At 64.2% G+C, this 21,542-nt stretch carries 20 protein-coding genes; 15 read left to right on the top strand and 5 right to left on the bottom strand.

The window, feature by feature from the left end:
- Nucleotides 1–152: 152 nt before the first annotated feature.
- A complete protein-coding gene (locus ASF84_RS02120; RefSeq protein WP_056834737.1) occupies nt 153–1,424 on the bottom strand; it encodes a DUF2254 domain-containing protein in 1,272 nt (423 codons plus the stop codon).
- 139 nt (nt 1,425–1,563) lie between these two features.
- Here ASF84_RS02120 and ASF84_RS02115 point away from each other — a divergent pair, with 139 nt between their 5' ends.
- The 4 genes from ASF84_RS02115 (at nt 1,564) to ASF84_RS02100 (ending at nt 5,990) form a co-directional block, all read left to right on the top strand.
- Nucleotides 1,564–2,850, top strand: a complete 1,287-nt coding sequence (locus tag ASF84_RS02115; RefSeq protein WP_056834735.1) for a DUF4303 domain-containing protein — start codon at nt 1,564–1,566, stop codon at nt 2,848–2,850.
- Nucleotides 2,851–2,940: 90 nt separating this feature from the next.
- Nucleotides 2,941–3,978: a sensor histidine kinase gene (locus ASF84_RS02110; protein WP_236709346.1), complete on the top strand. Its 1,038-nt coding sequence runs from the start codon at nt 2,941–2,943 to the stop codon at nt 3,976–3,978.
- Between the two features lie 997 nt (nt 3,979–4,975).
- A complete protein-coding gene (locus tag ASF84_RS02105) occupies nt 4,976–5,395 on the top strand; it encodes a GFA family protein (RefSeq protein ID WP_056834732.1) in 420 nt (139 codons plus the stop codon).
- Nucleotides 5,382–5,990: a DUF4304 domain-containing protein gene (locus ASF84_RS02100; protein ID WP_056834730.1), complete on the top strand. Its 609-nt coding sequence runs from the start codon at nt 5,382–5,384 to the stop codon at nt 5,988–5,990. Before ASF84_RS02105 ends, ASF84_RS02100 begins: the two co-directional genes overlap by 14 nt.
- A 76-nt stretch (nt 5,991–6,066) precedes the next feature.
- Here the strand turns inward: ASF84_RS02100 and ASF84_RS02095 are convergent, their stop codons facing one another.
- Nucleotides 6,067–7,398: an aminotransferase-like domain-containing protein gene (locus ASF84_RS02095; RefSeq protein WP_056834727.1), complete on the bottom strand. Its 1,332-nt coding sequence runs from the start codon at nt 7,396–7,398 to the stop codon at nt 6,067–6,069.
- Nucleotides 7,399–7,483: 85 nt separating this feature from the next.
- On the opposite strand from ASF84_RS02095, the gene ASF84_RS02090 reads away from it, so the two are divergent.
- Complete coding sequence (locus ASF84_RS02090; protein WP_056834725.1) at nt 7,484–8,392, top strand: DMT family transporter; 909 nt, start codon at nt 7,484–7,486, stop codon at nt 8,390–8,392.
- Between the two features lie 34 nt (nt 8,393–8,426).
- On the opposite strand, the gene ASF84_RS02085 is transcribed toward ASF84_RS02090, so the two are convergent.
- Nucleotides 8,427–8,930, bottom strand: coding sequence for a GNAT family N-acetyltransferase (locus tag ASF84_RS02085; RefSeq protein ID WP_056834723.1), 504 nt, complete (start codon nt 8,928–8,930; stop codon nt 8,427–8,429).
- Nucleotides 8,931–9,057: 127 nt separating this feature from the next.
- Nucleotides 9,058–9,960 (bottom strand): LysR family transcriptional regulator, encoded by a 903-nt coding sequence (locus ASF84_RS02080; RefSeq protein WP_056834721.1) that lies wholly within the window; start codon nt 9,958–9,960, stop codon nt 9,058–9,060.
- A gap of 92 nt (nt 9,961–10,052) precedes the next feature.
- Between ASF84_RS02080 and ASF84_RS02075 the strand changes: the two genes are divergently transcribed.
- The 10 genes from ASF84_RS02075 to pdeM all read left to right on the top strand — a co-directional run bounded on the left by ASF84_RS02075 (nt 10,053) and on the right by pdeM (nt 21,238).
- Nucleotides 10,053–10,580 carry a polyketide cyclase gene (locus ASF84_RS02075; RefSeq protein ID WP_056834719.1) on the top strand — a complete coding sequence of 176 codons (528 nt, stop codon included), beginning with the start codon at nt 10,053–10,055 and terminating at the stop codon, nt 10,578–10,580.
- Nucleotides 10,581–10,710: 130 nt separating this feature from the next.
- Nucleotides 10,711–11,745, top strand: a complete 1,035-nt coding sequence (locus ASF84_RS02070) for a ligase-associated DNA damage response exonuclease (protein ID WP_056834717.1) — start codon at nt 10,711–10,713, stop codon at nt 11,743–11,745.
- A complete protein-coding gene (locus tag ASF84_RS02065; RefSeq protein WP_056834715.1) occupies nt 11,742–13,445 on the top strand; it encodes an ATP-dependent DNA ligase in 1,704 nt (567 codons plus the stop codon). The genes ASF84_RS02070 and ASF84_RS02065 overlap by 4 nt, the downstream gene beginning before the upstream one ends.
- 284 nt (nt 13,446–13,729) lie before the next feature.
- The gene (locus ASF84_RS02060) at nt 13,730–14,512 is read left to right on the top strand and encodes a transporter substrate-binding domain-containing protein (protein WP_056834713.1); all 783 of its coding nucleotides are present in this window, start codon (nt 13,730–13,732) and stop codon (nt 14,510–14,512) included.
- Nucleotides 14,513–14,584: 72 nt separating this feature from the next.
- Nucleotides 14,585–15,313 (top strand): ABC transporter permease, encoded by a 729-nt coding sequence (locus tag ASF84_RS02055; RefSeq protein WP_056834711.1) that lies wholly within the window; start codon nt 14,585–14,587, stop codon nt 15,311–15,313.
- Entirely contained in the window at nt 15,310–16,020 is a 711-nt protein-coding gene (locus tag ASF84_RS02050; RefSeq protein ID WP_056834709.1) for an ABC transporter permease, read from the top strand. Before ASF84_RS02055 ends, ASF84_RS02050 begins: the two co-directional genes overlap by 4 nt.
- 11 nt (nt 16,021–16,031) lie before the next feature.
- Complete coding sequence (locus ASF84_RS02045; protein ID WP_056834707.1) at nt 16,032–17,144, top strand: succinylglutamate desuccinylase/aspartoacylase family protein; 1,113 nt, start codon at nt 16,032–16,034, stop codon at nt 17,142–17,144.
- A 7-nt stretch (nt 17,145–17,151) separates the two neighbouring features.
- A complete protein-coding gene (locus ASF84_RS02040) occupies nt 17,152–17,916 on the top strand; it encodes an ABC transporter ATP-binding protein (protein ID WP_056834705.1) in 765 nt (254 codons plus the stop codon).
- A gap of 191 nt (nt 17,917–18,107) precedes the next feature.
- The gene (locus ASF84_RS02035) at nt 18,108–20,582 is read left to right on the top strand and encodes a ligase-associated DNA damage response DEXH box helicase (RefSeq protein WP_056834704.1); all 2,475 of its coding nucleotides are present in this window, start codon (nt 18,108–18,110) and stop codon (nt 20,580–20,582) included.
- Nucleotides 20,579–21,238, top strand: coding sequence for a ligase-associated DNA damage response endonuclease PdeM (pdeM, locus tag ASF84_RS02030; RefSeq protein ID WP_056834702.1), 660 nt, complete (start codon nt 20,579–20,581; stop codon nt 21,236–21,238). The genes ASF84_RS02035 and pdeM overlap by 4 nt, the downstream gene beginning before the upstream one ends.
- 13 nt (nt 21,239–21,251) lie before the next feature.
- Here the strand turns inward: pdeM and ASF84_RS02025 are convergent, their stop codons facing one another.
- Nucleotides 21,252–21,455 carry a hypothetical protein gene (locus ASF84_RS02025; protein ID WP_056834700.1) on the bottom strand — a complete coding sequence of 68 codons (204 nt, stop codon included), beginning with the start codon at nt 21,453–21,455 and terminating at the stop codon, nt 21,252–21,254.
- Nucleotides 21,456–21,542 lie beyond the last annotated feature (87 nt).

Here is a 21,542-nt window from a genome sequence, read left to right as displayed (position 1 = left end):
GTGGCAACCATGGTTCCGACCTGGACTGTTACTACGGCCAGAACCGCACGTTGACGGCGGATGTTACCTACAACTGGTGATGGCGTGAGTCCGACGTCCCCCGTAGAAGCGCGCTTGCCGGTATGCGTCAAGTCAAGTCAAGCCAGGTCCGGTCACTTGGCAAGCCGGGCCACACACTCGCGCAGGCGCTGCTTGTCGTGCGCCAGGGTCATGGCCACCTCGGCCCGCGCGCAGATCAGTTCGATGTGCTGGTCACACAGCGCCTTGAAACAGCCGGGCTGCATCTGGCGCAGGCTGGCCAGCGCCTTGACCAGCCGCAGGTTAATCTCGATCAGGCTGGCACCGTCACGGGCAATGGGTGAGAAAAAGTCCTCGAAATAATCACTGGCCTGCAGGCAGCGCAGGTACACCCGGGTGCATGCCGGAGGGGCCTGTGTTGCGGCCGCAGGCTTGCCCAGTGCGGCAAAAACCCGCACGCCACGGGTGATCACATCAATGGCGGTGCCGGGGTCATTGACGGCCGGTGACAAGGCCCGCGAGGCAATCTCCGACAGCACCGACACGCCAAAGCGCGGGTCGTGCTCGAAGGTGCGGCGCAGGCCGATGGTCAGCGACGCCAGGAGGGCCTCAATGAGCCGATCAGTCTGCTGCGCTGAAGCGGGCTCCTGAAACGCGAGCTGTGCGACCGCGGTGCCTTCATGCACGAAGTCGCCGGGCACGACCTCCAGGAAAATCTGCAGGCAATATGTGTCGGCCAGCCCTTCCAGCGCCTGCACGTCGATGTGTTGCACATAGCCAATCGCCTGGCTGCCAATGACCTGCGTATCGGCCCTGGCCAGCCCGGCCGGGTAGGCACAGGCGCCCAGGCAAGGGCGTTCGGCGCGATCGCGGACCGCCTTGAGGGTGGCCGCTTCGACCCGGTCGATCGTCTCTCCTACCCGCCCCAGCCGCGACAGATGATCGATCCAGCGCAGCAGTGTGTAGACGATCAGGATCACCACCACCAGGGTCACGGCAAACAGCACGACCCGGCCTTGCGAGCCATAGGCGCCGGTGCTCAGGGCGATGATGCCCACCAGGCTGAACAGGAACGAACCAATGAAGGTGGCCAGCGCATTCTGGGTCGTGCTGTCCTCCATCAGCAGCGTCGTGGCACGCGGGGTAACACTGCTGCTGGCCGCGCTGTAGGCGGCGACCATGGTGCTCAGCGAAAACGTGGTGACCGCCAGCATGCTCGACGCAATGATGCCCAGAATCTTGTCGACCGCGTCGGCACCGATCTTTGCCGACAGGGTGATCGGCACATAATCCTTCAGGATCATGGCCATCAGCGCGGTGACCACGCCCAGCAAGGAGAACAGGCTGGCCCGGAACCACAGCCGCTTGGTCGATTGCGTCAACAGCCACTGCCAGCGTGCCACCATGTTCGACTGTCCTTGCATCCGTATTGATCGGTTGGCCTGAGGCTCAGGCATGACTGATTGATCGGCGCATGCGCCCAAGGTTCAGTACGGCCCCGGTGTTGCTATGATCCTGCGCTGCGATCATCGACAAGGACCTTCCATGAGCACCTATCACGACCGGGCCATGAACTGGCAAGCCTTTGAGCAGCACATGTTCGACTCGGCCCGCCAGGCACTGCACGCGCACCTCGACCAGGCCGGGGCACCGTTGTATGCGGCCGCTTTTCATGGCAGTTACCGTGAAGAGGAAGCGGTGCTGTCGCTGCCCTCCCTGGCCTTCAACAGCCTGCAGGCCCTGGACGAAGACTTTGCCGACGAGACGGATCAAAGCTTCAGCTCGGTGAAATGGAACCCGGCGGACTGGCGCCACGACCTGGACATCGAATACGCCACACCGGCGCTGCTGGCGCTGGATGAGACCCTGCAAGCCTTTGCCAATCGCGCCGGCCCGCGCCAGTGGCGCCACGCCGAGCGCCGCTTTATGGTCAGTGTGGCGCGGGCCGCCCGGGCGCTGGGGGCGCACTTTGCCGGACATCCCGGGGTGACGGCCGATTTCGTGGTGATCTTTCACGATTTCGACGGCGATATCGGATTGGCCCGGCGCAGCATCAGTCGCCAGCAGTTCGAATCCCTGTTTCCGGTAGAGCTGGCCATCGAGACCACCTTGAAAGCCGTGGCCACACAATCGGAGGCCGAGCAGGCGGCATTTTACCTTGGGCGCCTGCACCGCGTTGATGGCGTGTCCGGCGAAGTCGCCGAACCCTGGCTGATCGCCCACGGCGCCGCCGCGCAGCAGGGCCTGATCGAGCAGTTGATGAGCAAAAAGGACGCCACGCCTGCCGCCCGCATTCTGGGCCTGGCGGGACGTGCCGACCCGGTCGTGATCGACGCTTTGCGCCAGCAGGCCTTGCGCACCCGGCAGGCGCCCCTGCGTAACTGGTGCGCCAGCGCCCTGGGTTACCTGGGTGACTTCGACTGGCTGATCGAGCAGGCCCAGGAGGTTGCCGTCAGCGGCTTCTGCGCCCCTTTCGACAGCTTTCGCCGCAAGGGCGCCCGCCGCCCGGTGCTTGATTACGCGCCGCTGCAGCGCTTGCTGGAACAGCGCCCGGAATGGACGGCAATGATCGAAGACACTCTGGGCGAACAAAACGGCGGCATGGACGGCACCCCTGCCGATGTCAGCGAAGCCCTGCGTGGCCTGGGCGTGTCGCAGGTTGCGATCCGTCGGCATGCGGTGGAGGTCTTGAATCATCGTGACCTTGAAGAGGCGGATTGGCAGCGCGCCGTGCAGGGCTTGCGGGCCGCACAGGCCGATGAAGATGAGCGGGTGCGCGAGCGCGCCCACAGCGGCCTGGCAGCGATGACCGTCAGGCCGCTGCCAGGCTGAAAATACCTCCCCACAGGCCAGGCGGCTGGGATAGGATGCCGGGCCATCCGCATCGCCCGCTCACTGATCCGCCGCCCCTGGGGGAATTGCTTGTCTGAAAAACGGCCACTCCTGCAACGCGTCTTCGCGTTTGCGGCCTTGCTGCGCAACTGCGTATGGCTCGCCTACACCGCCAGCCTGGGTATCTTCGGCGCCAGCCTGTATGCGCGCCTGCACCTGATGGGCGACCTGCCGGTCGGTTTTCCCTTCCTGACGTTCTTTCCGGCCGTCATTCTCACGGCGTTCTTCTGCGGCACCCGCCCGGGCATTCTGTGCGCGGTGTTGTCGGGGGGTGCCTCATGGGCCTGGTTCATCTCACCGGGCAAGCCATTCTCCACCAGTGGCAGCGACCTGCTGGCGCTGGCGTTTTATGCCTTTATCGTGGCCGTGGACATTGCCCTGATCCACTACATGCAACGCAGCAGCACGCGCCTGCGCCGCGACAAACAGGTCATTGGCCAGCTTTATGAGCAACAGAACTTCATGTTTACCGAGCTGCAGCACCGGGTGGCCAATAACATGCAGTTCATTTCCAGCATCCTGTATGTCGGCCGCCAGAAGGTGCAACGTGGTGCCGACGCCCTTGCGGTGCTGGGCGATGCGCAAGAGCGCCTGCAGATCATTTCGCGCATCCACCGCCGCCTGTACGACCCCAGCCGCGCCGACCTGCCGGCCTCGGCGTGCCTGGCCGAACTGTGCCAGGACCTGCTCAGCGTCAGCGGCCAGAACGCTGTCCGGTGCATTGTCGAGCCCGGCGATGTGCGCCTGGACCTGACCCGCCTGACCACCTTGTCGATGCTGGTCGCAGAGCTGGTGACCAATGCCCTCAAGCACGCCTTTGCGCCCAACCAGCCGGGCACCATTCGTGTGTCACTGGAACGCCTGCCGCTCGACACCCTGCGTCTGCGCGTGGCCGACGATGGCCGTGGCTTTGCCGGCCCCGAACCCTCGGCCGGACGGCACAGCCTGGGCCTGAAGATCATTGGCAGCTTTGCTGCGCAGCTGGGTGCGACGCCGGTCTGGCGCAACGACAATGGCACGGTGGTGGAGCTGGTGCTACCGGCCAGGGTCGATGGGCCATCGCTTTAGCCGCAAGGTGTCATGCGCTTGAAAACCGGCTAGCCTGTCGGCTTTCATCAGAAAAAATAACTTACTGATTTTATTAGATATTAAATCCAATGCTGTAGGAGCGCGCTTGCCCGCGACCGGCTGCGTTAGCAGTCGTAAAATTGCAGCGTTTCATCAATTTTGTGGCCGCTTCGCGCCCAGTCGCCGGCAAGCGCTTTTATAGCCAATAAAATCAATAAGTTATTTTATGTTTGGTGAGAGCGCTTGCGCGCAGCAGACATGGACCCGGTGTAGGAGCGCGCTTGCCCGCGACCGGCTGCGTTAGCAGTCGTAAAATTGCAGYGTTTCATCAATTTTGTGGCCGCTTCGCGCCCAGTCGCCGGCAAGCGSGCTCCTACAGGTGTGAGTTTTATAGCCAATAAAATCAATACCCAGTCGCCGGCAAGCGGGCTCCTACGGACCCGGTGTAGGAGCGCGCTTGCCCGCGACCGGCTGCGCAGCAGTCGTAAAATTGCAGYGTTTCATCAATTTTGTGGCCGCTTCGCGCCCAGTCGCCGGCAAGCGGGCTCCTACAGGTGTGAGTTTTATAGCCAATAAAATCAAYAAGTTATTTTATGTTTGRTGAGAGCGMTTKCGCGCAGTAGACATGGACCCGGTGTAGGAGCGCGCTTGCCCGCGACCGGCTGCGTTAGCAGTCGTAAAATTGCAGCGTTTCATCAATTTTGTGGCCGCTTCGCGCCCAGTCGCCGGCAAGTTTTTATAGCCAATAAAATCAATAAGTTATTTTATGTTTGGTGAGAGCGCTTGCGCGCAGCAGACATGGACCCGGTGTAGGAGCGCGCTTGCCCGCGACCGGCTGCGCAGCAGTCGTAAAATTGCAGTGTTTCATCAATTTTGTGGCCGCTTCGCGCCCAGTCGCGGGCAAGCGCGCTCCTACACCGATTCCATGTTTGCTGCACGAAAGCGCTGTGTCAGCAACACAGGGTGATCTTTCATGAACCCCAGGGGTTTTCATTGCATGCAAGCACTTCACCACGGCAGTTGCCTGTGCGGCGCCATTCGCTATCAACTGTTCAATGAACCCAAGGCGCTGAGCCATTGCCACTGCACGCAATGCCAGAAAGCCCACGGCGCCGCCTTTGCCTCCTATGCCAGCGTGCCGCGCACAGCGCTGTCGATCGTCAGCGGCCTTGAGGCGCTAAAGGGTTATCAATCCTCGCCCGGCGTCACCCGGCAGTTCTGTGCGCACTGCGGATCGTCGCTGTTCTGGCACGATACCAGCGGGCAGTTTGCCGACTGGATTTCACTGGCCGTGGCCACGCTGGATACGCCGTGGGTGCCAGGCAAGAGCCGGCATGTCTGGCTGGATTCGCGTCTATCCTGGTCTGACACGGCCATGGTTCAACTCCTTGAGGCCATATCCCATGAACCGCAATGATTTTTTCAAGCTTCTGGCGCAAAGGCTGTATCCGGTGCTGCGCGCCGAAGGGTTCAAGGGCTCGGGCCAGACCTTGCGCCGCCTCGACGGGCCACTGATCCATGTGTTCAACGTGCAAGGTGCGCGCGGTGGCGACCAGTGCTACTTGAACCTGGGGGCGCACCTGGACTTTATCCCGCCCGAGGGTGGTTTGCCGGTTACTGCGCAAGCCATGACCGAGTCGCACTGCATCTTCCGTGACCGCATCGATCCCCCCACCGGGCCGGCCTTCGGTTGGGCCTACAGCGCCGATGCAGCCGAGGCCGAAGAAACCATCGCGTTCATCCTCAGCGAATGGGCACGCGTGGGGCGAGCGTTCTTTGCCCAACATGCCCGTTACCCGCAAAGCTATGAGGCCTTGCTGCAACGCGAAATAGACCCGGCGACGATCCACGGCCGCACCGCCCTGCACCTGGCGCGCATTGCCATGCACCTGGGCCAGAGCGAGCGTGCCCAGGACCTGGTGCAGATCGGCCTGGCCCGGGCGCCGGAACGGGCTACCACGCTCAAGGCAGAGCTGGCGCAGGTAAGCGCGACCTGCGGTCGCGAAAACTGATCGCCAGGCGCCAGAAATGGTGGGCCTGCGCCGGCCCTTTCGCGACCGTGGGTCGCTCCCGCGTCATGCGCGGCAATCAGGTATGCGCCTCCACCACCCACTTCACCTTTTCCAGCGCCGTACGCAGCGTGGTCAGGTCCACCGAACCCAGCGCCAGGCGCAAAGCCTGCGGGACGTGGCGGGTGATGGCAAAGGGTTCGGCGCTGGACACGGCCACCTGCTCGCGCTGCAACGCGGCGACAATCGGCTCGGCACGGGCGTCTTCGACCAGGGGCAACCAGAGAAAATACGAAGCCGGATGGCTGCACACGCCCAGCCCTTGCAGCACTTGGGCGGCAATGCCTTGGCGGGTCTGTGCGTCCTGGCGTTTTTGTTCTTCAAGCTGCATCACCGTGCCGTCCGCCAGCCACTGGCAGGCGATGGCGGTCAACACGCCCGGTGTGTTCCAGGTGGTCGCCCGAATGATGCGCTCCAGCGCCGGCACCTGGTCCAGCGGCGCGCTGATAAAGCCGACGCGCAATCCGGTGGCCACGCTTTTGGACAGCCCGCAGACATGCACCGTGCGCTCCGGCGCCAGGCTGGCCAGTGGTGGCGGTGCGTCTTCGACCAGAAAGGCATAGGCGGCGTCTTCGATGAGCAGCAGATCGTGGCGGCGAGCGATCTCCACCAGCTGCGACCGTTGCGCGGTATCCATGACCCAGCCCAGCGGATTGTGCAGCGTCGGCATGCTGTACACCGCCCTCACCCGCCGCCGTTCACAGAGCTTGGCGAGTGCCGTCAGGTCCGGGCCGTGCGCCAGCACCGGGATGGCGACGATTTCCAGATGCAGGGCCTCGGCCAGCACCTTGAAGCCCGAATAGGTCACGGCATCGGCGGCAATCACATCCCCCGGCTTCAACAGCGCCATCAGCGTCACGGCCAGTCCTTGCTGCGCGCCATTGACGATCAGCACCTGCCCGGCGCTCACCATCAGCCCGCGCGCCGCCAGGTGCCGCGCCACACAGGCACGCTCATGCGCGCGGCCGGCATGAGGCTGGTAGCGCAGCAGCGCGTCCAGGTCACCGCTCGCTGCCAGCTGGCGCAAGGCACTGCGCAACAAGTCGGCCTGCTCCGGCAACGCCGGGTAATTGAAATTCAGATCCGCCATGCCGACCGCCACCTGCTTCTGGTCAATGCCCAGTCCGGGTGACAGCGAAGGGTCGCGCACGAAGGTCCCACGTCCGGTCTCGCCGCTGACCAGGCCCATGGTCTGCAACTGGGCATAGACCCGCGAGGCGGTGACCAGCGCCAGCCCTTGCTCGCAGGCCAGTTGACGGTGAGTCGGTAGACGTGATCCGGGCAGCAGGCGACCGGCCCGAATGTCTGCCGCCAGATTGTCGACCAGGGATTTGTAACGTGCACGGGGCATGGGCAATGTATCCATGACAATTTTTTGATTGTGCTGATAGTGGTGCCTAGCATGGGGTTCTCGCAACCGCCATGAGTCAGCCCCGATGCCCCCTACTCTTGCCCTGCAACCGACGCCTGCATTGGCCGGCTGGCTCAATGGCCTGATCGGCGTAATCATCTTCAGTGGCTCGCTGCCCGCGACGCGTCTGGCGGTGGCGCAGTTCGAGCCGCTGTTTCTGACCTTTGCCAGAGCCAGCATTGCCGGAGTGCTGGCGCTGAGCGTGTTGTGGCTGTTTCGCCAGCCACGCCCGGCCCGCTCACAACGGCTGTCGCTGGGCATCGTCGCCGCTGGCGTGGTAGTGGGCTTTCCCTTGCTGACAGCCCTGGCCCTGCAACAGGTCACCTCGGCACACAGCATCGTGTTTGTCGGCCTGCTGCCACTGGCCACCGCGCTGTTTGGCGTGCTGCGTTGCGGCGAGCGTCCCCGCCCGGTGTTCTGGCTGTTCTCGGGGCTGGGCAGCCTGATGGTCGCCGGCTTTGCCTTCAGCCAGGGCGTGGCCGCCAACCTGCTGGGCGACGGGCTGATGCTGCTGGCGATCCTGGCCTGCGGCCTGGGCTATGCCGAAGGCGCACAGTTGTCCAGGACGCTCGGCGGCTGGCAGGTGATCTGCTGGGCGCTGGTGCTGGCCTTGCCGTTCATGCTGGTGCTGAGCCTGTGGACACTGCCGGCAACCCTGGACGCCATTACCCTGCCAGCCTGGCTCAGCCTGGGCTATGTCTCGGTGTTCAGCATGCTGGTGGGCTTCGTGTTCTGGTATCGCGGGCTGGCCCAGGGCGGCGTGGCGGCCGTGGGCCAGTTGCAGTTGCTGCAACCGTTCTTTGGCCTGGCGCTGGCGGCAACCCTGCTCGGCGAGCCGGTCAGCCCGGGCATGCTGGCAGTGACCGTCGCGGTGATCGGCTGCGTGGTCGGGGCGAGGAAACATGCCCGCCAGCCAAGCCCCACGCGACGCTGAACACGCCGCATGCCGCCGCCAGGCATAACGGGTCTCAATGCATGACCCGGGTCACCAGGTAGTTGACCAGTTCCGGATCATCGTCAAGCTCGATGGCGCGCGCCGGGCGGGGCAGGTCTTCCAGGACCTTGCCCCAGAACGCGTCGGCGACTTCATCGTGCGGGTAGTAGCGCACCAGCCAGTTCTCATGGCCGCTCATCAGCACCTCACCCATCAAGGAGCGACCGATGCCACGGCGCCGGTAACGCTTGAGGATGAACAGGTCGGCCAGCTCCAGCGCGTCGATGCCGGGCAACTCGCTGCGCTCGATCAATACAAAGCCGGCCACTTCGCCATTGACCCGCAACAGGTTGGCGCTCCAGTCAGGCTCATGCCAGTAGCGCATCAAGTGTTCGTCATGGATGTAGAAGCGGCCATCCTCTTCGACGTCTTGCAACTCCCAGTCCGAGGACTCGTAGGCATAGAACTGATAGAGGTTGCTGATCAGCTCGATCTGTTCGGGGTCGGTGGGGACCAATTCGATGGTGAGTTCGGTCATGGGCGGGCCTTCGGGTGTGGCGTGGCATCTCTATGAACAGGAAAAACGGGCATGCAGGTCTCGGCAGCAAGAACATCAGGGGCGCTATTGTTTACAAATCGCCGTGAATGGCAACTGTGGCGCTGCGTCAATGTGTGCCAAGGCCCGCCACCTCGAACAACAGGCTGCGCAGCCAGCGATGGGCTGCGCTGTGGTGGGTACGCGCATGCCAGGCGGCCCGTTTGGCAAAACCCGCAATCGCCAGTGGCGGCTCGTGCCAGTGCAGGCCGTCGTGGGCGGACACCAGGCGCCGGGGCACCACGGCAATCAGGTCGCTGTGGCTGACCGCTTCGAGCAGCAACAGAAAACTGGTGACCGACAGGCTGACCCGCCGCGTTCGGTCCAGTGCCGCCAGCGCCTGGTCGGTCACGCCGCTGAAGGCATGACCGCTGAAGGACACGATGGCATGGTCCAGCGCGCAGAACGTGTCGAGGTCCAGGTCCTGCGCCGCCGGATGCCCATGGCGCATCACCACCCCATAGCGTTCGTCGTACAGGTGCCGGGCATGCAGGCCTTCGAACGTGGTTTCCGGGGTCAGGATCGCCAGGTCGACCTCGCCGCTTTCGAGCTGGCGGGTTACCCGCTCATCGTCCACCGGCCGGACCGCCAGACGCACACCCGGCGCCTCATTGCGCACACGGGCCAGCAAGGGCAGTACCAGTGTGCGTTGGGCGTAGTCAGTGGCGGCCAGGGTCAGCGTCAGGGTGGCCTGCCCCGGCTCGAAGGCCTGTGGCTGCAACAACTGTTCGATCTCGTTCAGCACCTGCCGCACCGGGACGGCCAGGGCCTGCGCCCGTGGCGTGGGCACGATGCCGCGCTGCGCACGTACGAACAACGGGTCGTCGAAGCTTTCACGCAGGCGGATCAGCATGCCGCTGACCGCCGGCTGCGTCAGCGACAGGCGACTGGCGGCGCGGGTGACACTGCCTTCTTCAAGCAGGGCGTCGAGGGCCTTGAGCAGGTTGAGGTCCAGGCTTCTGATATCACGCATGCTGATGAAAAGCCTCAGGAGATACGATTGGTCTTATGGAGTGTGCGCCGCGAAAATGGCCCTCGTCAAAGCTCATCACCGAGGAACACTTCATGCAGCATGCGATTGATTGGCCGCAAGGCTACCTCCCGGGCACAGCCGATAACTTTGCCAGCAACGAAGTCATCGTCGCCGGCCTGAGCGTGGCCAGTGTCTGGCCGTTGCTCGATACGCCGTCTCTCTGGCCCGACTATTACAGCAACTGTGCCGACATTGCGTTCGAGGCCGGGCACGGGCCTGAACTGGCCACCGGCGCACGGTTTCGTTTCAGTACCTTTGGTTTTCCGGTCCACGCTGAGGTAGTCGAGCACGTTGCGCCCCAGCCTGGGCAGCCGGCACGGGTGGCCTGGCATGGCTGGGTCGAAGGCGCTGCCGATACGCGACTGGACGTGCACCACGCCTGGCTGCTCGAAGACCTGCCGGGTGGGCGGCTACGGATCCTGACCCAGGAAACCCAGAACGGCGCGCCGGCCAAGGCACTGGCCAGGACGCGCCCCAACCCGATGATCAATGGGCATCAGCAGTGGCTGGAAGGATTGGTCGAGGCGGCGCAGCGGGCTCTTGTCAGACCCAACGCCTGAGCGGCATGAACATCACCTCCTGCAGATCGAGTGTTGGCGGGCACCCAGGCGGTGGTTGCGAGATAAAACCGCTGAACTTGCGCACGGCGCGGCGGCTCCTAACTGACACGCCCATTGCACTGGTTGCCCCATGGATCTTGTCGTTGCCCGTCCCGAAGGTCTGTATTGCCCGCCCGGAGATTTCTATATCGATCCGTGGCGGCCGGTGGACCGCGCCGTCATCACCCACGGCCATGGTGACCATGCGCGCACCGGCAGCGGGCATTACCTGGCGACGGCCAGTGGCGAGGGCATCCTGCGCTGGCGCCTGGGTCAGGACATCAACCTGCAGACCCTGGCCTACGGCGAAACCGTGACCCATCACGGCGTGACCATCAGCCTGCACCCGGCCGGGCATGTGCTGGGCTCGGCGCAAGTGCGCCTGGAATACCAGGGCGAGGTCTGGGTGGCGTCCGGTGACTACAAGGTCGAGCCCGACGGCACCTGCGAGACCTTCGAGCCGGTGCGTTGCCACACGTTCATCACCGAGTCGACCTTCGGCCTGCCGATCTACCGCTGGACCCCGCAGGCGCAGATCTTTGCCGGCATCAATGACTGGTGGCGCAGCAATGCGGCGCAAGGCAAGGCCAGCGTGCTGTTCGCCTATGCCTTCGGCAAGGCACAACGCATCCTGCATGGCATCGACTCCGACATCGGCCCGATCCTGGCGCACGGCTCGGTGGAGCCGCTGAACCGGGTGTATCGCGCCGGCGGCATCCGCATTCCCGAGACCCGGTACGCCGGCGACTTCAAGAAAACCGATCCCATTCTGCGCCAGGCGCTGATCATCGCCCCGCCGTCGGCCGGCGGCAGCACCTGGATGAAGCGCTTCGGCGAGTACAGCGATGCCTTTGCCAGCGGCTGGATGATGCTGCGCGGCACGCGCCGGCGGCGCGGCGTGGACCGCGGCTTTGTCTTGTCCGACCACGCCGACTGGCCTGGCCTGCTGTGGGCCATCGAGCAGACCGGCGCCGAACGGGTGATGGTCACCCACGGATCGGTGCCGATCCTGGTGCGCTACCTGCGCGAGCTGGGCCTGGACGCCCAGGGCTTCGACACCGAATACGGTGACGAGGAAGACGACGCCGCAGCGGCCACCACACCAGCCACCGGGCAATCGACATGAAAGCCTTTGCCGAGCTGTACACGCGCCTGGACGCCACCACGTCCAGCAATGCCAAGCTGGCCGCCCTGCACGATTACTTTACCCAGGCCGCCCCGGACGACGCGGCCTGGGCGGTGTTCTTCCTGGCCGGCGGGCGTCCGCGCCAACTGGTGCCCAGCCGTGTGCTGCGCGAGCAGGCCACCGAACTGAGCGGGCTGGCGCCGTGGTTGTTCGAGGAAAGCTACCAGGCCGTGGGCGACCTGGCTGAAACCCTGTCGCTGCTGTTGCCGCACGCCGACCATGACAATGACGAAGGCCTGGCGGTGTGGCTGGAAGAAAAGCTGCTGCCCCTGCGCGGCTTGGCGCCCGAGGTGCTGGCCGAACGGTTGCCGGCGTTGTGGGCGCAACTGGATCGCAGCAGCCTGATGGTGTGCATCAAGCTGATCACCGGCAGCTTTCGCGTTGGCGTTTCCAAACTGTTGGTGACCCGCGCCCTGGCGACCATGGCCGGCCTGGACAGCAAGCGCGTGGCCCAGCGCCTGGTGGGCTATACCGACCTGTCGCACCGCCCCACGGCGCCGTCTTACCTGAAGCTGATCGCCCCGGAGTCGGACGATGAGCATGCCCAGCGCGGCGGCCAGCCCTACCCGTTTTTCCTGGCCCACGCGCTGCAGCAACCGGTGGAGCAGTTCGAGGCGCTGCTGGGGCCTGCCGAGGACTGGCAGGTGGAATGGAAGTGGGACGGCATTCGGGCGCAGGTGGTCAAGCGCGAGGGCCGCTTGTGGGTCTGGTCGCGGGGCGAAGAGCTGGTCACCGAGCGCTTTCCAGAGCTGCACAGCCTGGCGCAGTGCCTGCCCGATGGCACCGTGATCGATGGCGAGATCGTGGTCTGGAAGGCGCCGGACACTGCGCCTGCGGTCGAGGGCGAGTTTGCGCTGGACAGTGACGCCGAGGCGCCTGAGCCCTGGGTACAGCCGTTTGCCTTGTTGCAGCAACGCATAGGCCGCAAGACCCTGGGCAAGAAGATTCTCGGCGATGCACCGGTGGTGGTGCTCGGCTACGACCTGCTGGAGTGGCAAGGCCACGACTGGCGCAGCCGCCCGCAGCATGAACGGCGCACACAGCTGGAGCAGGTGATTCAGGCCAGCCAGAGCCCGGTGCTGCTGCCCTCGCCTGTCATCACCGGGCATGACTGGCATGACCTGGCGCGCCAACGCGAAGCCGCGCGCAGCCTGGGGGTCGAAGGCATGATGCTCAAGGCGCGGGAATCGCTCTACGGCGTGGGGCGCACCAAGGACATGGGCGTGTGGTGGAAATGGAAGCTCGACCCGTTCAGTGTCGATGCGGTGCTGATCTATGCCCAGCGCGGCCATGGCCGGCGTGCCAGCCTCTACAGCGACTACACCTTCGCCGTGTGGGACGGCCCACCCGACGCCCGCGAACGCACGCTGGTGCCGTTTGCCAAGGCGTATTCAGGACTGACTGATGAAGAAATGCGCAAGGTGGACGCCATCATCCGCAAGACCACGGTAGAGAAATTCGGCCCGGTGCGCAGCGTGACCCCGACCCTGGTATTCGAGCTGGGCTTTGAAGGCATCGCCCTGTCGAAGCGGCACAAGAGCGGCATCGCCGTACGCTTCCCGCGGATGTTGCGCTGGCGCCATGACAAGCCGGTGGAGGAAGCCGACAGCCTGGCGACGTTGCAGGACCTGCTGGGCTGATGCGCCAAACAAGTGCAAGCAAGCAATAATGCTCTTTTTTGGGGCCTCACGGATCCGTAGGAGCGGCTTCAGCCGCGAACGTGCGCGGTCTTTCGCGGCCGAAGCCGCGCCTACACAAGCGTTGATCACCAGATGTAGCAAAAAGACACAATTGCGACACCTCCTTATATTTCAAACACATGTTTTGTCCGTTGGTTCAGAAATTGCTACCTGATGACTGTCTGGCATCCGCCGGTAGCAGTCTTGAAGGCTGTTGCGCCCTCTTCTGGTTTTAGGAACTGAGCATGAAAAAAGCATGGTTGACCCTGTCCGCACTGGCTCTGTGCGTCGCCGCCGGTAGCGCGATGGCCAAGGAATACAAGGAACTGCGTTTTGGTGTCGATCCATCCTATGCACCGTTCGAGTCCAAGGCCGCCGACGGCAGCCTGCAAGGCTTTGACATTGACCTGGGCAATGCCATCTGCAAGGAACTGAAAGTCACCTGCAAATGGGTCGAGAGCGATTTCGACGGCATGATTCCGGGCCTTAAGGCCCGCAAGTTCGACGGTGTGATCTCGTCGATGACCGTGACCCCGGCACGCGAAAAGGCCATCGATTTCTCCGATGAGCTGTTCTCCGGCCCGACCTCGCTGGTGTTCAAAAAGGGGGCAGGCCTGAGCACCGATCTGGCCACCCTCAAGGGCAAGACCGTCGGCTACGAGCAAGGCACCATCCAGGAAGCCTACGCCAAGGCCGTACTGGACAAGGCCGGGGTGACCACCAAGGCCTACGCCAACCAGGACCAGGTCTACGCCGACCTGACCTCGGGCCGTCTGGACGCCTCGATCCAGGACATGTTGCAAGCCGAACTGGGCTTTCTGAAGTCGCCCAAGGGCGCCGACTATGAAGTCAGCGAACCGGTCGACAACCCGCTGCTGCCGTCCAAGACCGCCATCGGTATCGCCAAAGGTAACACTGAGCTCAAGGAACTCCTGAACAAAGGTATCAAAGCGTTACACGCTGACGGCACCTACGCCGAAATCCAGAAAAAACACTTCGGTGACCTGAACCTGTACAGCGGCAAATAAAAAAGCCCGACGCCCGGTGAGCCACTGCGCTCGCCGGGCGTTCTCGTTGCTGACCGCTGGAAGTCTTTATCCATGCTCGACACCTTGCTCAATCACCTGGGACTCTCGGCGTTCAGCCTCAGGGGCTTCGGCCCGCTGTTGCTCGAAGGCACCTGGATGACCCTCAAACTTTCGGTGCTGTCGCTGCTGCTGAGCATTGTGCTCGGGCTGCTGGGCGCCAGCGCCAAACTGTCAGGCAGTGCAGTGTTGCGCGTGCCGGCACAGATCTACACCACCCTGATCCGCGGCGTGCCGGACCTGGTGCTGATGCTGTTGATCTTCTACAGCCTGCAGACCTGGCTGAGCCTGTTCACCGACGCCATGGGCTGGGAATACATCGAGATCGACCCGTTCAGCGCCGGGGTGATTACCCTGGGGTTCATCTACGGGGCGTATTTCACCGAAACCTTCAGGGGCGCGATCCTGTCGGTGCCGCGCGGGCAGGTCGAGGCCGCCGTCGCCTATGGCCTCAAGCGCGGCCAGCGCTTTCGCCATGTGGTGTTCCCGCAGATGATGCGCTTCGCCCTGCCGGGCATCGGCAATAACTGGCAAGTGCTGCTCAAGGCCACCGCACTGGTGTCGATCATCGGCCTGGCCGATCTGGTCAAGGCGTCCCAGGATGCCGGCAAGAGCACCTATCAACTGTTCTATTTCCTGGTGGTGGCCGGCTTCATCTACCTGATGATCACCAGCGCCTCCAACCTGGCCCTGCGTTGGGCCGAACGGCGTTACGCCGCCGGCAGCCGGGAGGCCAGACGATGATCGAATTGCTCCAGGAGTACTGGCGCCCCTTCCTGTACAGCGACGGGGTGCACATCACCGGCCTGGCCATGACCCTGTGGCTGCTCAGCGCCTCGATTGCCATCGGCTTCTGCCTGTCGATCCCGCTGTCCATCGCCCGCGTCTCGGACAGCTTCTGGCTGCGCTGGCCGGTGCAGTTCTACACCTATGTATTTCGCGGCACGCCGCTGTATATCCAGTTGCTGATCTGCTACACGGGCATCTACAGCATTGCCGCGGTGCGCGAACAGCCGCTGCTCGACAGCTTTTTCCGCGACGCCATGAACTGCACGTTGCTGGCCTTCACGCTCAATACCTGCGCCTACACCACCGAGATCTTTGCCGGGGCCATTCGCAGCATGGCGCACGGCGAAATCGAGGCGGCCAAGGCCTACGGCCTGAGCGGCTGGAAGCTGTATGCGCATGTGATCATGCCGTCGGTGCTGCGCCGCTCGCTGCCGTACTACAGCAATGAAGTGATCCTGATGCTGCACTCCACCACGGTGGCTTTCACCGCCACCGTGCCGGACATTCTCAAGGTGGCGCGGGATGCCAACTCGGCGACCTTCATGACCTTTCAGTCGTTCGGCATCGCCGCCCTGCTGTACCTGAGTGTCACGTTCATCCTGGTCGGGCTGTTTCGCCTGGCCGAACGGCGCTGGCTGGCCTTTCTCGGCCCCGCTCACTAGGACCGCCTCTCATGCGCCAACTTACTCATGACCTGCTGTCACCGGTGCCGGGCACCGCGCGGCAGATTCACAGTTTTCACTACGGCCCGGACAACGGCACCTGCAAGGTGTATATCCAGGCGGCGCTGCACGCCGACGAGCTGCCAGGCATGCTGGTGGCTTGGTACCTCAGGCAGCGCCTGGACGAACTGGAGCGCGCCGGCAAGCTCAAGGGCGAGATCGTCGTGGTGCCGGTGGCCAACCCGGCCGGCCTGGAACAGGTGCTGATGGACACGCCGCTGGGCCGCTACGAGCTGGAAAGCGGGCAGAACTTCAATCGCCATTTCGTCGACCTGGCGCAACAGGTCGGCGATGCCGTGCAGGACCTGCTGACAGCCGATGTGCAGGCCAATGCCCGGCTGATCCGCACGCACTTGCGCCAGGCCCTGCTTGAGCACGGCGCCAGCACACAGTTGCAATCGCAGCGCTTGGTGTTGCAGCGCCTGGCCTGCGATGCCGACATGGTGCTGGACCTGCACTGCGACTTCGAGGCGGTCGAGCACCTGTACACCACGCCCGAAGCCTGGCCACAGGTCGAACCCCTGGCGCGCTATCTGGGCTCGCAGGCCAATCTGCTGGCCACCGACTCGGGCGGCCAGTCGTTCGATGAGTGCTTCACCCTGGTCTGGTGGCAGTTGCAGCAACGCTTTGGCACGCAAGTGCCGATGGGCAGCTTTTCGGTGACGGTGGAGCTGCGTGGCCAGACCGATGTCAGCCATGCCGTGGCCAGCCGCGACTGCCAGGCCATCATTCTTTACCTGACCGATTTCGGTGCCATCGACGGCGAGCGGATCGAGCCGCCCGAACTGCTCTACCCGGCCACGCCCCTGGCGGCCGTGGACCCGGTGACCACGCCGTTCGGCGGGCTGCTGGTGTTCTGCGCCATGCCCGGTGAATACGTCGAGGCCGGACAACTGCTGGCCGATATCATCGACCCGCTCAACGACACCGTGACCCAGGTCCGCGCCCCGCAGGCCGGCCTGCTGTATGCCCGCTCGCTGCGCCGCATGGCCACCGCCGGGATGGTCATCGCCCACGTCGCCGGCACCCAGGCCCACCGCAGCGGCTACCTGCTTTCTCCTTGAGGACTTTATGTACAAACTGACCATCGAAGGCCTGCACAAGCGCTACGGCGACAACGAAGTGCTCAAGGGCGTGTCGCTCAAGGCCAAGAGTGGCGACGTGATCTGCCTGATCGGCGCCAGCGGCTCGGGCAAGAGCACCTTCCTGCGCTGCATCAACTTTCTCGAACAGCCCAACGACGGCGCCATGAGCCTGGACGACAAGCCGGTGCGCATGGTCCAGGACAGCGGTGGCATGCGCGTGGCCGACGCCGACGAACTGCAACGCCTGCGCACGCGCCTGGCCATGGTGTTCCAGCATTTCAACCTGTGGGCGCACATGACGGTGCTGGAAAACGTGACCATGGCCCCGCGCCGGGTATTGGGCGTGCCCAAGGCCGAAGCCGAGGCGCGGGCGCGCAAGTACCTGGAAAAGGTCGGCCTGCCCGAGCGAGTGGCCGATCAGTACCCGGCGTTCCTGTCCGGCGGTCAGCAACAACGCGTGGCCATCGCCCGGGCCTTGGCGATGGAGCCGGACATCATGCTGTTCGACGAACCGACCTCGGCACTGGACCCTGAGCTGGTGGGCGAAGTGCTCAAGGTGATCCAGGGCCTGGCCGAGGAAGGCCGGACCATGATCCTGGTCACCCACGAGATGGGCTTTGCGCGCAAGGTCGCGACCCAGGTGGTGTTTTTGCATCAGGGCCGAATCGAGGAATCGGGGCACCCGGACGAGGTGCTGAACAACCCGCAGAGCGAGCGCCTGAAGCAGTTTCTGAGCGGCAATCTGAAGTAGGAGCGACCAACGGTCGCGAAAACCGAGGGGCAGCCCCTGAAAAATGCTGTGTCTGTACCAGCCCTTTCGCGACCGTTGGTCGCTCCTGCGCCAGGGTGAACCTATTTGGCAGAGCGTCTCCGGGCAGGATCGCACCAATGGCCCGGGCCTGTGGTCCGTATCCTGACCCCTTCAGGAACCTGCCACCGCGCATGAGCAAACAGCCCGACATTGCAACGTCATGGTTCGCCTCTCTGGGCTGGACACCGTTCCCGTTCCAGAAGCAGGTGTGGTCAGCGGTCAAGCGTGGCGAGTCGGGGCTGCTGCATGCCAGCACCGGCTCGGGCAAGACCTATGCCGTGTGGCTGGCGGCCCTCAATGCGTTTGTCCGCACCCCGAAAACGCCGCCCAAAGGCAAGGACAAGAGCGCACCGCTGACGCTGATCTGGATCACACCCATGCGCGCCCTGGCAGCCGACACCCAGCGCTCGTTACTGGCGCCGCTGGCCGATCAAGCGATTGCCTGGTCAGTGGGTCTGCGCACCGGCGACACCTCCAGCAGCGAGCGTGCGCGCCAGGGCCGGCGCCTGCCCACGACCCTGGTCACCACCCCTGAAAGCCTGACCCTGTTGCTGGCTCGCGCCGATGCCCAGGCCGCCATGGGCAACCTGCAGATGGTGGTGGTCGATGAGTGGCATGAACTGATCGGCAACAAGCGCGGCGTGCAACTGCAACTGGCACTGGCCCGATTGCGGCGCTGGCATCCGCACCTGATCGTGTGGGGCATCTCGGCCACCCTGGGCAACCAGGAACACGCCCGCCAGGTGCTGCTGGGCGATGCCGGCCTCACGGTGCAAGGCAAGATCATCAAGGACTTGCAGGTCGACACCCTGCTGCCAGCGACGCTGGAGCGCTTTCCATGGTCCGGACACATGGGCCTGAGCATGCTCAAGCAGGTGGTGGCCGAAGTCGACGGCAGCCGCAGCTGTTTGCTGTTCACCAATACCCGGGCGCAATCGGAGCTGTGGTACCAGGCTCTGCTCGGCGCCCGGCCGGACTGGGCCGGGTTGATTGCCCTGCACCACGGCTCGCTGTCACGCGAGGTGCGTGACTGGGTGGAGCGCGCCTTGAAGGACGGCCAGCTCAAGGCAGTGGTGTGCACCTCCAGCCTGGACCTGGGCGTGGATTTTCTGCCGGTCGAACGGGTGTTGCAGATTGGCTCGCCCAAGGGCATTGCCCGGCTGATGCAACGTGCGGGACGCTCCGGCCATGCGCCGGGACGCACTTCGCGGGTAACGCTGGTGCCGACCCACAGCCTGGAGCTGGTCGAGGCCGCCGCTGCGCAGGTGGCCGTGGCGGCGCGCATGATCGAACCGCGTCACTCGCCGTACCAGCCGCTGGATGTACTGGTGCAGCATCTGGTGAGCATGGCACTGGGCGGCGGCTTCATCCCCGATGAGCTGTTGGCCGAAGTACGCGGTGCCTGGGCCTACCGCGACCTGAACGAGTCGCAGTGGCAATGGGCGCTGGCCTTTGTGCGCAGCGGCGGTCACTCGCTGACCGCCTACCCCGACTATCGCCGCGTCGAGCCCGACGAGCAGGGCGTCTGGCGGGTGCCGGATGCACGTGTGGCGCGGCGGCATCGCATGAGCATCGGCACCATCGTCAGCGACGCCAGTATTACCGTGAAGTACTGGAAAAAGGGCGGCGGCTCGCTGGGCAGCGTCGAAGAAGGTTTTATCGCGCGCCTGCGCCCTGGCGACAACTTTCTGTTTGGCGGGCGCCTGCTGGAACTGGTGCGGGTCGAGGACATGACCGCCTACGTCAAGCGCGCCACTGGCAAGAAAGCCGCCGTGCCACGCTGGAATGGCGGACGTTTGCCGCTCTCTGACGAGTTGGCGGAGGCGGTGGTGGCGCAATTCGATGCCGCTGCGCACGGCGTGTTCGCAAGCCCCGCCATGCAGGCGGTCAGGCCCTTGCTGGAGGTGCAGCAGCAGTGGTCGGCGCTGCCACAACGCGACCGGCTGCTGGCGGAAACTCTCAAGTCACGCGAAGGCTGGCACCTGTTTCTCTATCCGTTTGCCGGACGCCATGTGCACCTGGGGCTGGCCAGCCTTCTGGCCTGGCGCCTGAGCCGGCAACAGCCACTGACGTTCTCCATGGCCGTCAACGATTACGGCCTGGAGCTGCTCAGCAGCACCGAGCTGGACTGGCACGACCTGCTCCACTGTGGCGACCTGTTCAGTGACGAGCACCTGGCCGAAGACATCCTGGCCAGCCTCAATGCCGGCGAACTGGCGCAGCGGCGCTTTCGCGAAATCGCCCGGATCGGCGGGCTGGTGTTTGCCGGCTACCCCGGTGCCGGGAAAAGCCTGCGCCAACTGCAAGCCTCAAGCGGCCTGTTCTTCGAAGTGTTCAAGCAGTACGATCCCGAGAACCGGCTGCTCTGCCAGGCCCATGATGAAGTGCTGAGCCTGGAGCTGGATTACCAACGCCTGCAGACGACCTTGCAACGCCTGGCCGGCCTGCCGTTGGACCTGCACGCGCTCAAGCGTGCCACGCCGCTGGCGTTTCCGCTGCTGGTCGAACGCCTGCGCGAGAGCATGAGCAGTGAAAAACTGGCTGACCGGATAGCACGCATGGTGCGTGACCTCGAAAAGGCCGCCGGACCGGAAGCTGACGCATGAATCCTGAACTGGCGGTGCAACTGGCCGGCGATACGCTGTGGCTGCTGGCCGACAAGGCGGTCTACCACCCCGCCGAACAGGCCCTGTTGATTGCCGATGCGCATTTTGGCAAGGCGGCCGCTTATCGTCGGCTGGGCCAACCGGTGCCGCATGGCACCACGCAGGTGAACCTTGAGCGCATCGACCGGCTGCTGGCGCGCTACCCTACGCAACGGCTGATCTTCCTGGGCGACTTTCTGCATGCGCCGCAATCGCATGCGCCTGCCACCCTGGCGGCATTGGCCGGGTGGCGCACACGGCATGCATCGCTTGAAGTCGTACTGATTCGCGGCAATCACGACACCCGCGCCGGTGACCCGCCGGGTGACCTGAATATCGAGGTAGTGGATGCACCGTTGCTGCTGGGGCCTTTTGCCTTGCAGCACGAACCGGACCCGCACCCGACCCACCATGTACTGGCCGGCCATGTGCATCCGGTGTTCACCCTGCATGGACGCGGACGCCAAAGCCTGCGCCTGCCCTGCTTCGTGCTGGACGAAGCGGTGAGCCTGCTGCCGGCGTTCGGCGAGTTTACCGGGGGCTACAAGATTCAGGCCCAGCCGCACCGCCGCCTGTATGTGGCAGGCGACGGTGCGGTCTGGGCCTTGAATGGGTAATGCGCAGCTTATGTCAGGCTACGGGCGCTGGCGGCGGCTCGTCGGGTACTGTAGGCACGCCGGGTTCGCTGGGCTGGGGCGTATCCGGGTCAGGCTGGCCGGGAATGCCACCGCCGACCATGTTCAATTGCTGGTCTGCCATCAGCGACCAGGCCAGCAGGCCGATCTCGTTGAGCGGTGCGGCTTGCTGTCCGGCGTGTTTGGAATCGATCTTCATGGGGCACTCCTGAACGTTGGTCACCCACGTCGCTTGTGAGGAAGAACAGTCAACCAATAGAGTGCCAAACGGGCGATAAATTCAATC

Source organism: Pseudomonas sp. Leaf127 (assembly GCF_001423155.1).
GTDB classification, from domain to species: domain Bacteria; phylum Pseudomonadota; class Gammaproteobacteria; order Pseudomonadales; family Pseudomonadaceae; genus Aquipseudomonas; species Aquipseudomonas ovata.
Note: the sequence above shows the minus strand (reverse complement) of the source record. Positions and strands in the feature narration are given on the sequence as shown.

Excerpts from the sequence above, each read along its gene's own strand:
- ASF84_RS02040 (WP_056834705.1), top strand. The coding sequence starts at position 17,152 with ATGTACAAACTGACCATCGAAGGCCTGCACAAGCGCTACGGCGACAAC.
- ASF84_RS02070 (WP_056834717.1), top strand. The coding sequence starts at position 10,711 with ATGGATCTTGTCGTTGCCCGTCCCGAAGGTCTGTATTGCCCGCCCGGA.
- ASF84_RS02055 (WP_056834711.1), top strand. The coding sequence starts at position 14,585 with ATGCTCGACACCTTGCTCAATCACCTGGGACTCTCGGCGTTCAGCCTC.
- ASF84_RS02075 (WP_056834719.1), top strand. The coding sequence starts at position 10,053 with ATGCAGCATGCGATTGATTGGCCGCAAGGCTACCTCCCGGGCACAGCC.
- ASF84_RS02035 (WP_056834704.1), top strand. The coding sequence starts at position 18,108 with ATGAGCAAACAGCCCGACATTGCAACGTCATGGTTCGCCTCTCTGGGC.
- ASF84_RS02045 (WP_056834707.1), top strand. The coding sequence starts at position 16,032 with ATGCGCCAACTTACTCATGACCTGCTGTCACCGGTGCCGGGCACCGCG.
- ASF84_RS02025 (WP_056834700.1), bottom strand. The coding sequence starts at position 21,455 with ATGAAGATCGATTCCAAACACGCCGGACAGCAAGCCGCACCGCTCAAC.
- ASF84_RS02095 (WP_056834727.1), bottom strand. The coding sequence starts at position 7,398 with ATGCCCCGTGCACGTTACAAATCCCTGGTCGACAATCTGGCGGCAGAC.
- ASF84_RS02060 (WP_056834713.1), top strand. The coding sequence starts at position 13,730 with ATGAAAAAAGCATGGTTGACCCTGTCCGCACTGGCTCTGTGCGTCGCC.
- ASF84_RS02100 (WP_056834730.1), top strand. The coding sequence starts at position 5,382 with ATGAACCGCAATGATTTTTTCAAGCTTCTGGCGCAAAGGCTGTATCCG.
- ASF84_RS02115 (WP_056834735.1), top strand. The coding sequence starts at position 1,564 with ATGAGCACCTATCACGACCGGGCCATGAACTGGCAAGCCTTTGAGCAG.
- ASF84_RS02080 (WP_056834721.1), bottom strand. The coding sequence starts at position 9,960 with ATGCGTGATATCAGAAGCCTGGACCTCAACCTGCTCAAGGCCCTCGAC.
- pdeM (WP_056834702.1), top strand. The coding sequence starts at position 20,579 with ATGAATCCTGAACTGGCGGTGCAACTGGCCGGCGATACGCTGTGGCTG.
- ASF84_RS02120 (WP_056834737.1), bottom strand. The coding sequence starts at position 1,424 with ATGGTGGCACGCTGGCAGTGGCTGTTGACGCAATCGACCAAGCGGCTG.
- ASF84_RS02065 (WP_056834715.1), top strand. The coding sequence starts at position 11,742 with ATGAAAGCCTTTGCCGAGCTGTACACGCGCCTGGACGCCACCACGTCC.
- ASF84_RS02105 (WP_056834732.1), top strand. The coding sequence starts at position 4,976 with ATGCAAGCACTTCACCACGGCAGTTGCCTGTGCGGCGCCATTCGCTAT.
- ASF84_RS02090 (WP_056834725.1), top strand. The coding sequence starts at position 7,484 with ATGCCCCCTACTCTTGCCCTGCAACCGACGCCTGCATTGGCCGGCTGG.
- ASF84_RS02050 (WP_056834709.1), top strand. The coding sequence starts at position 15,310 with ATGATCGAATTGCTCCAGGAGTACTGGCGCCCCTTCCTGTACAGCGAC.
- ASF84_RS02085 (WP_056834723.1), bottom strand. The coding sequence starts at position 8,930 with ATGACCGAACTCACCATCGAATTGGTCCCCACCGACCCCGAACAGATC.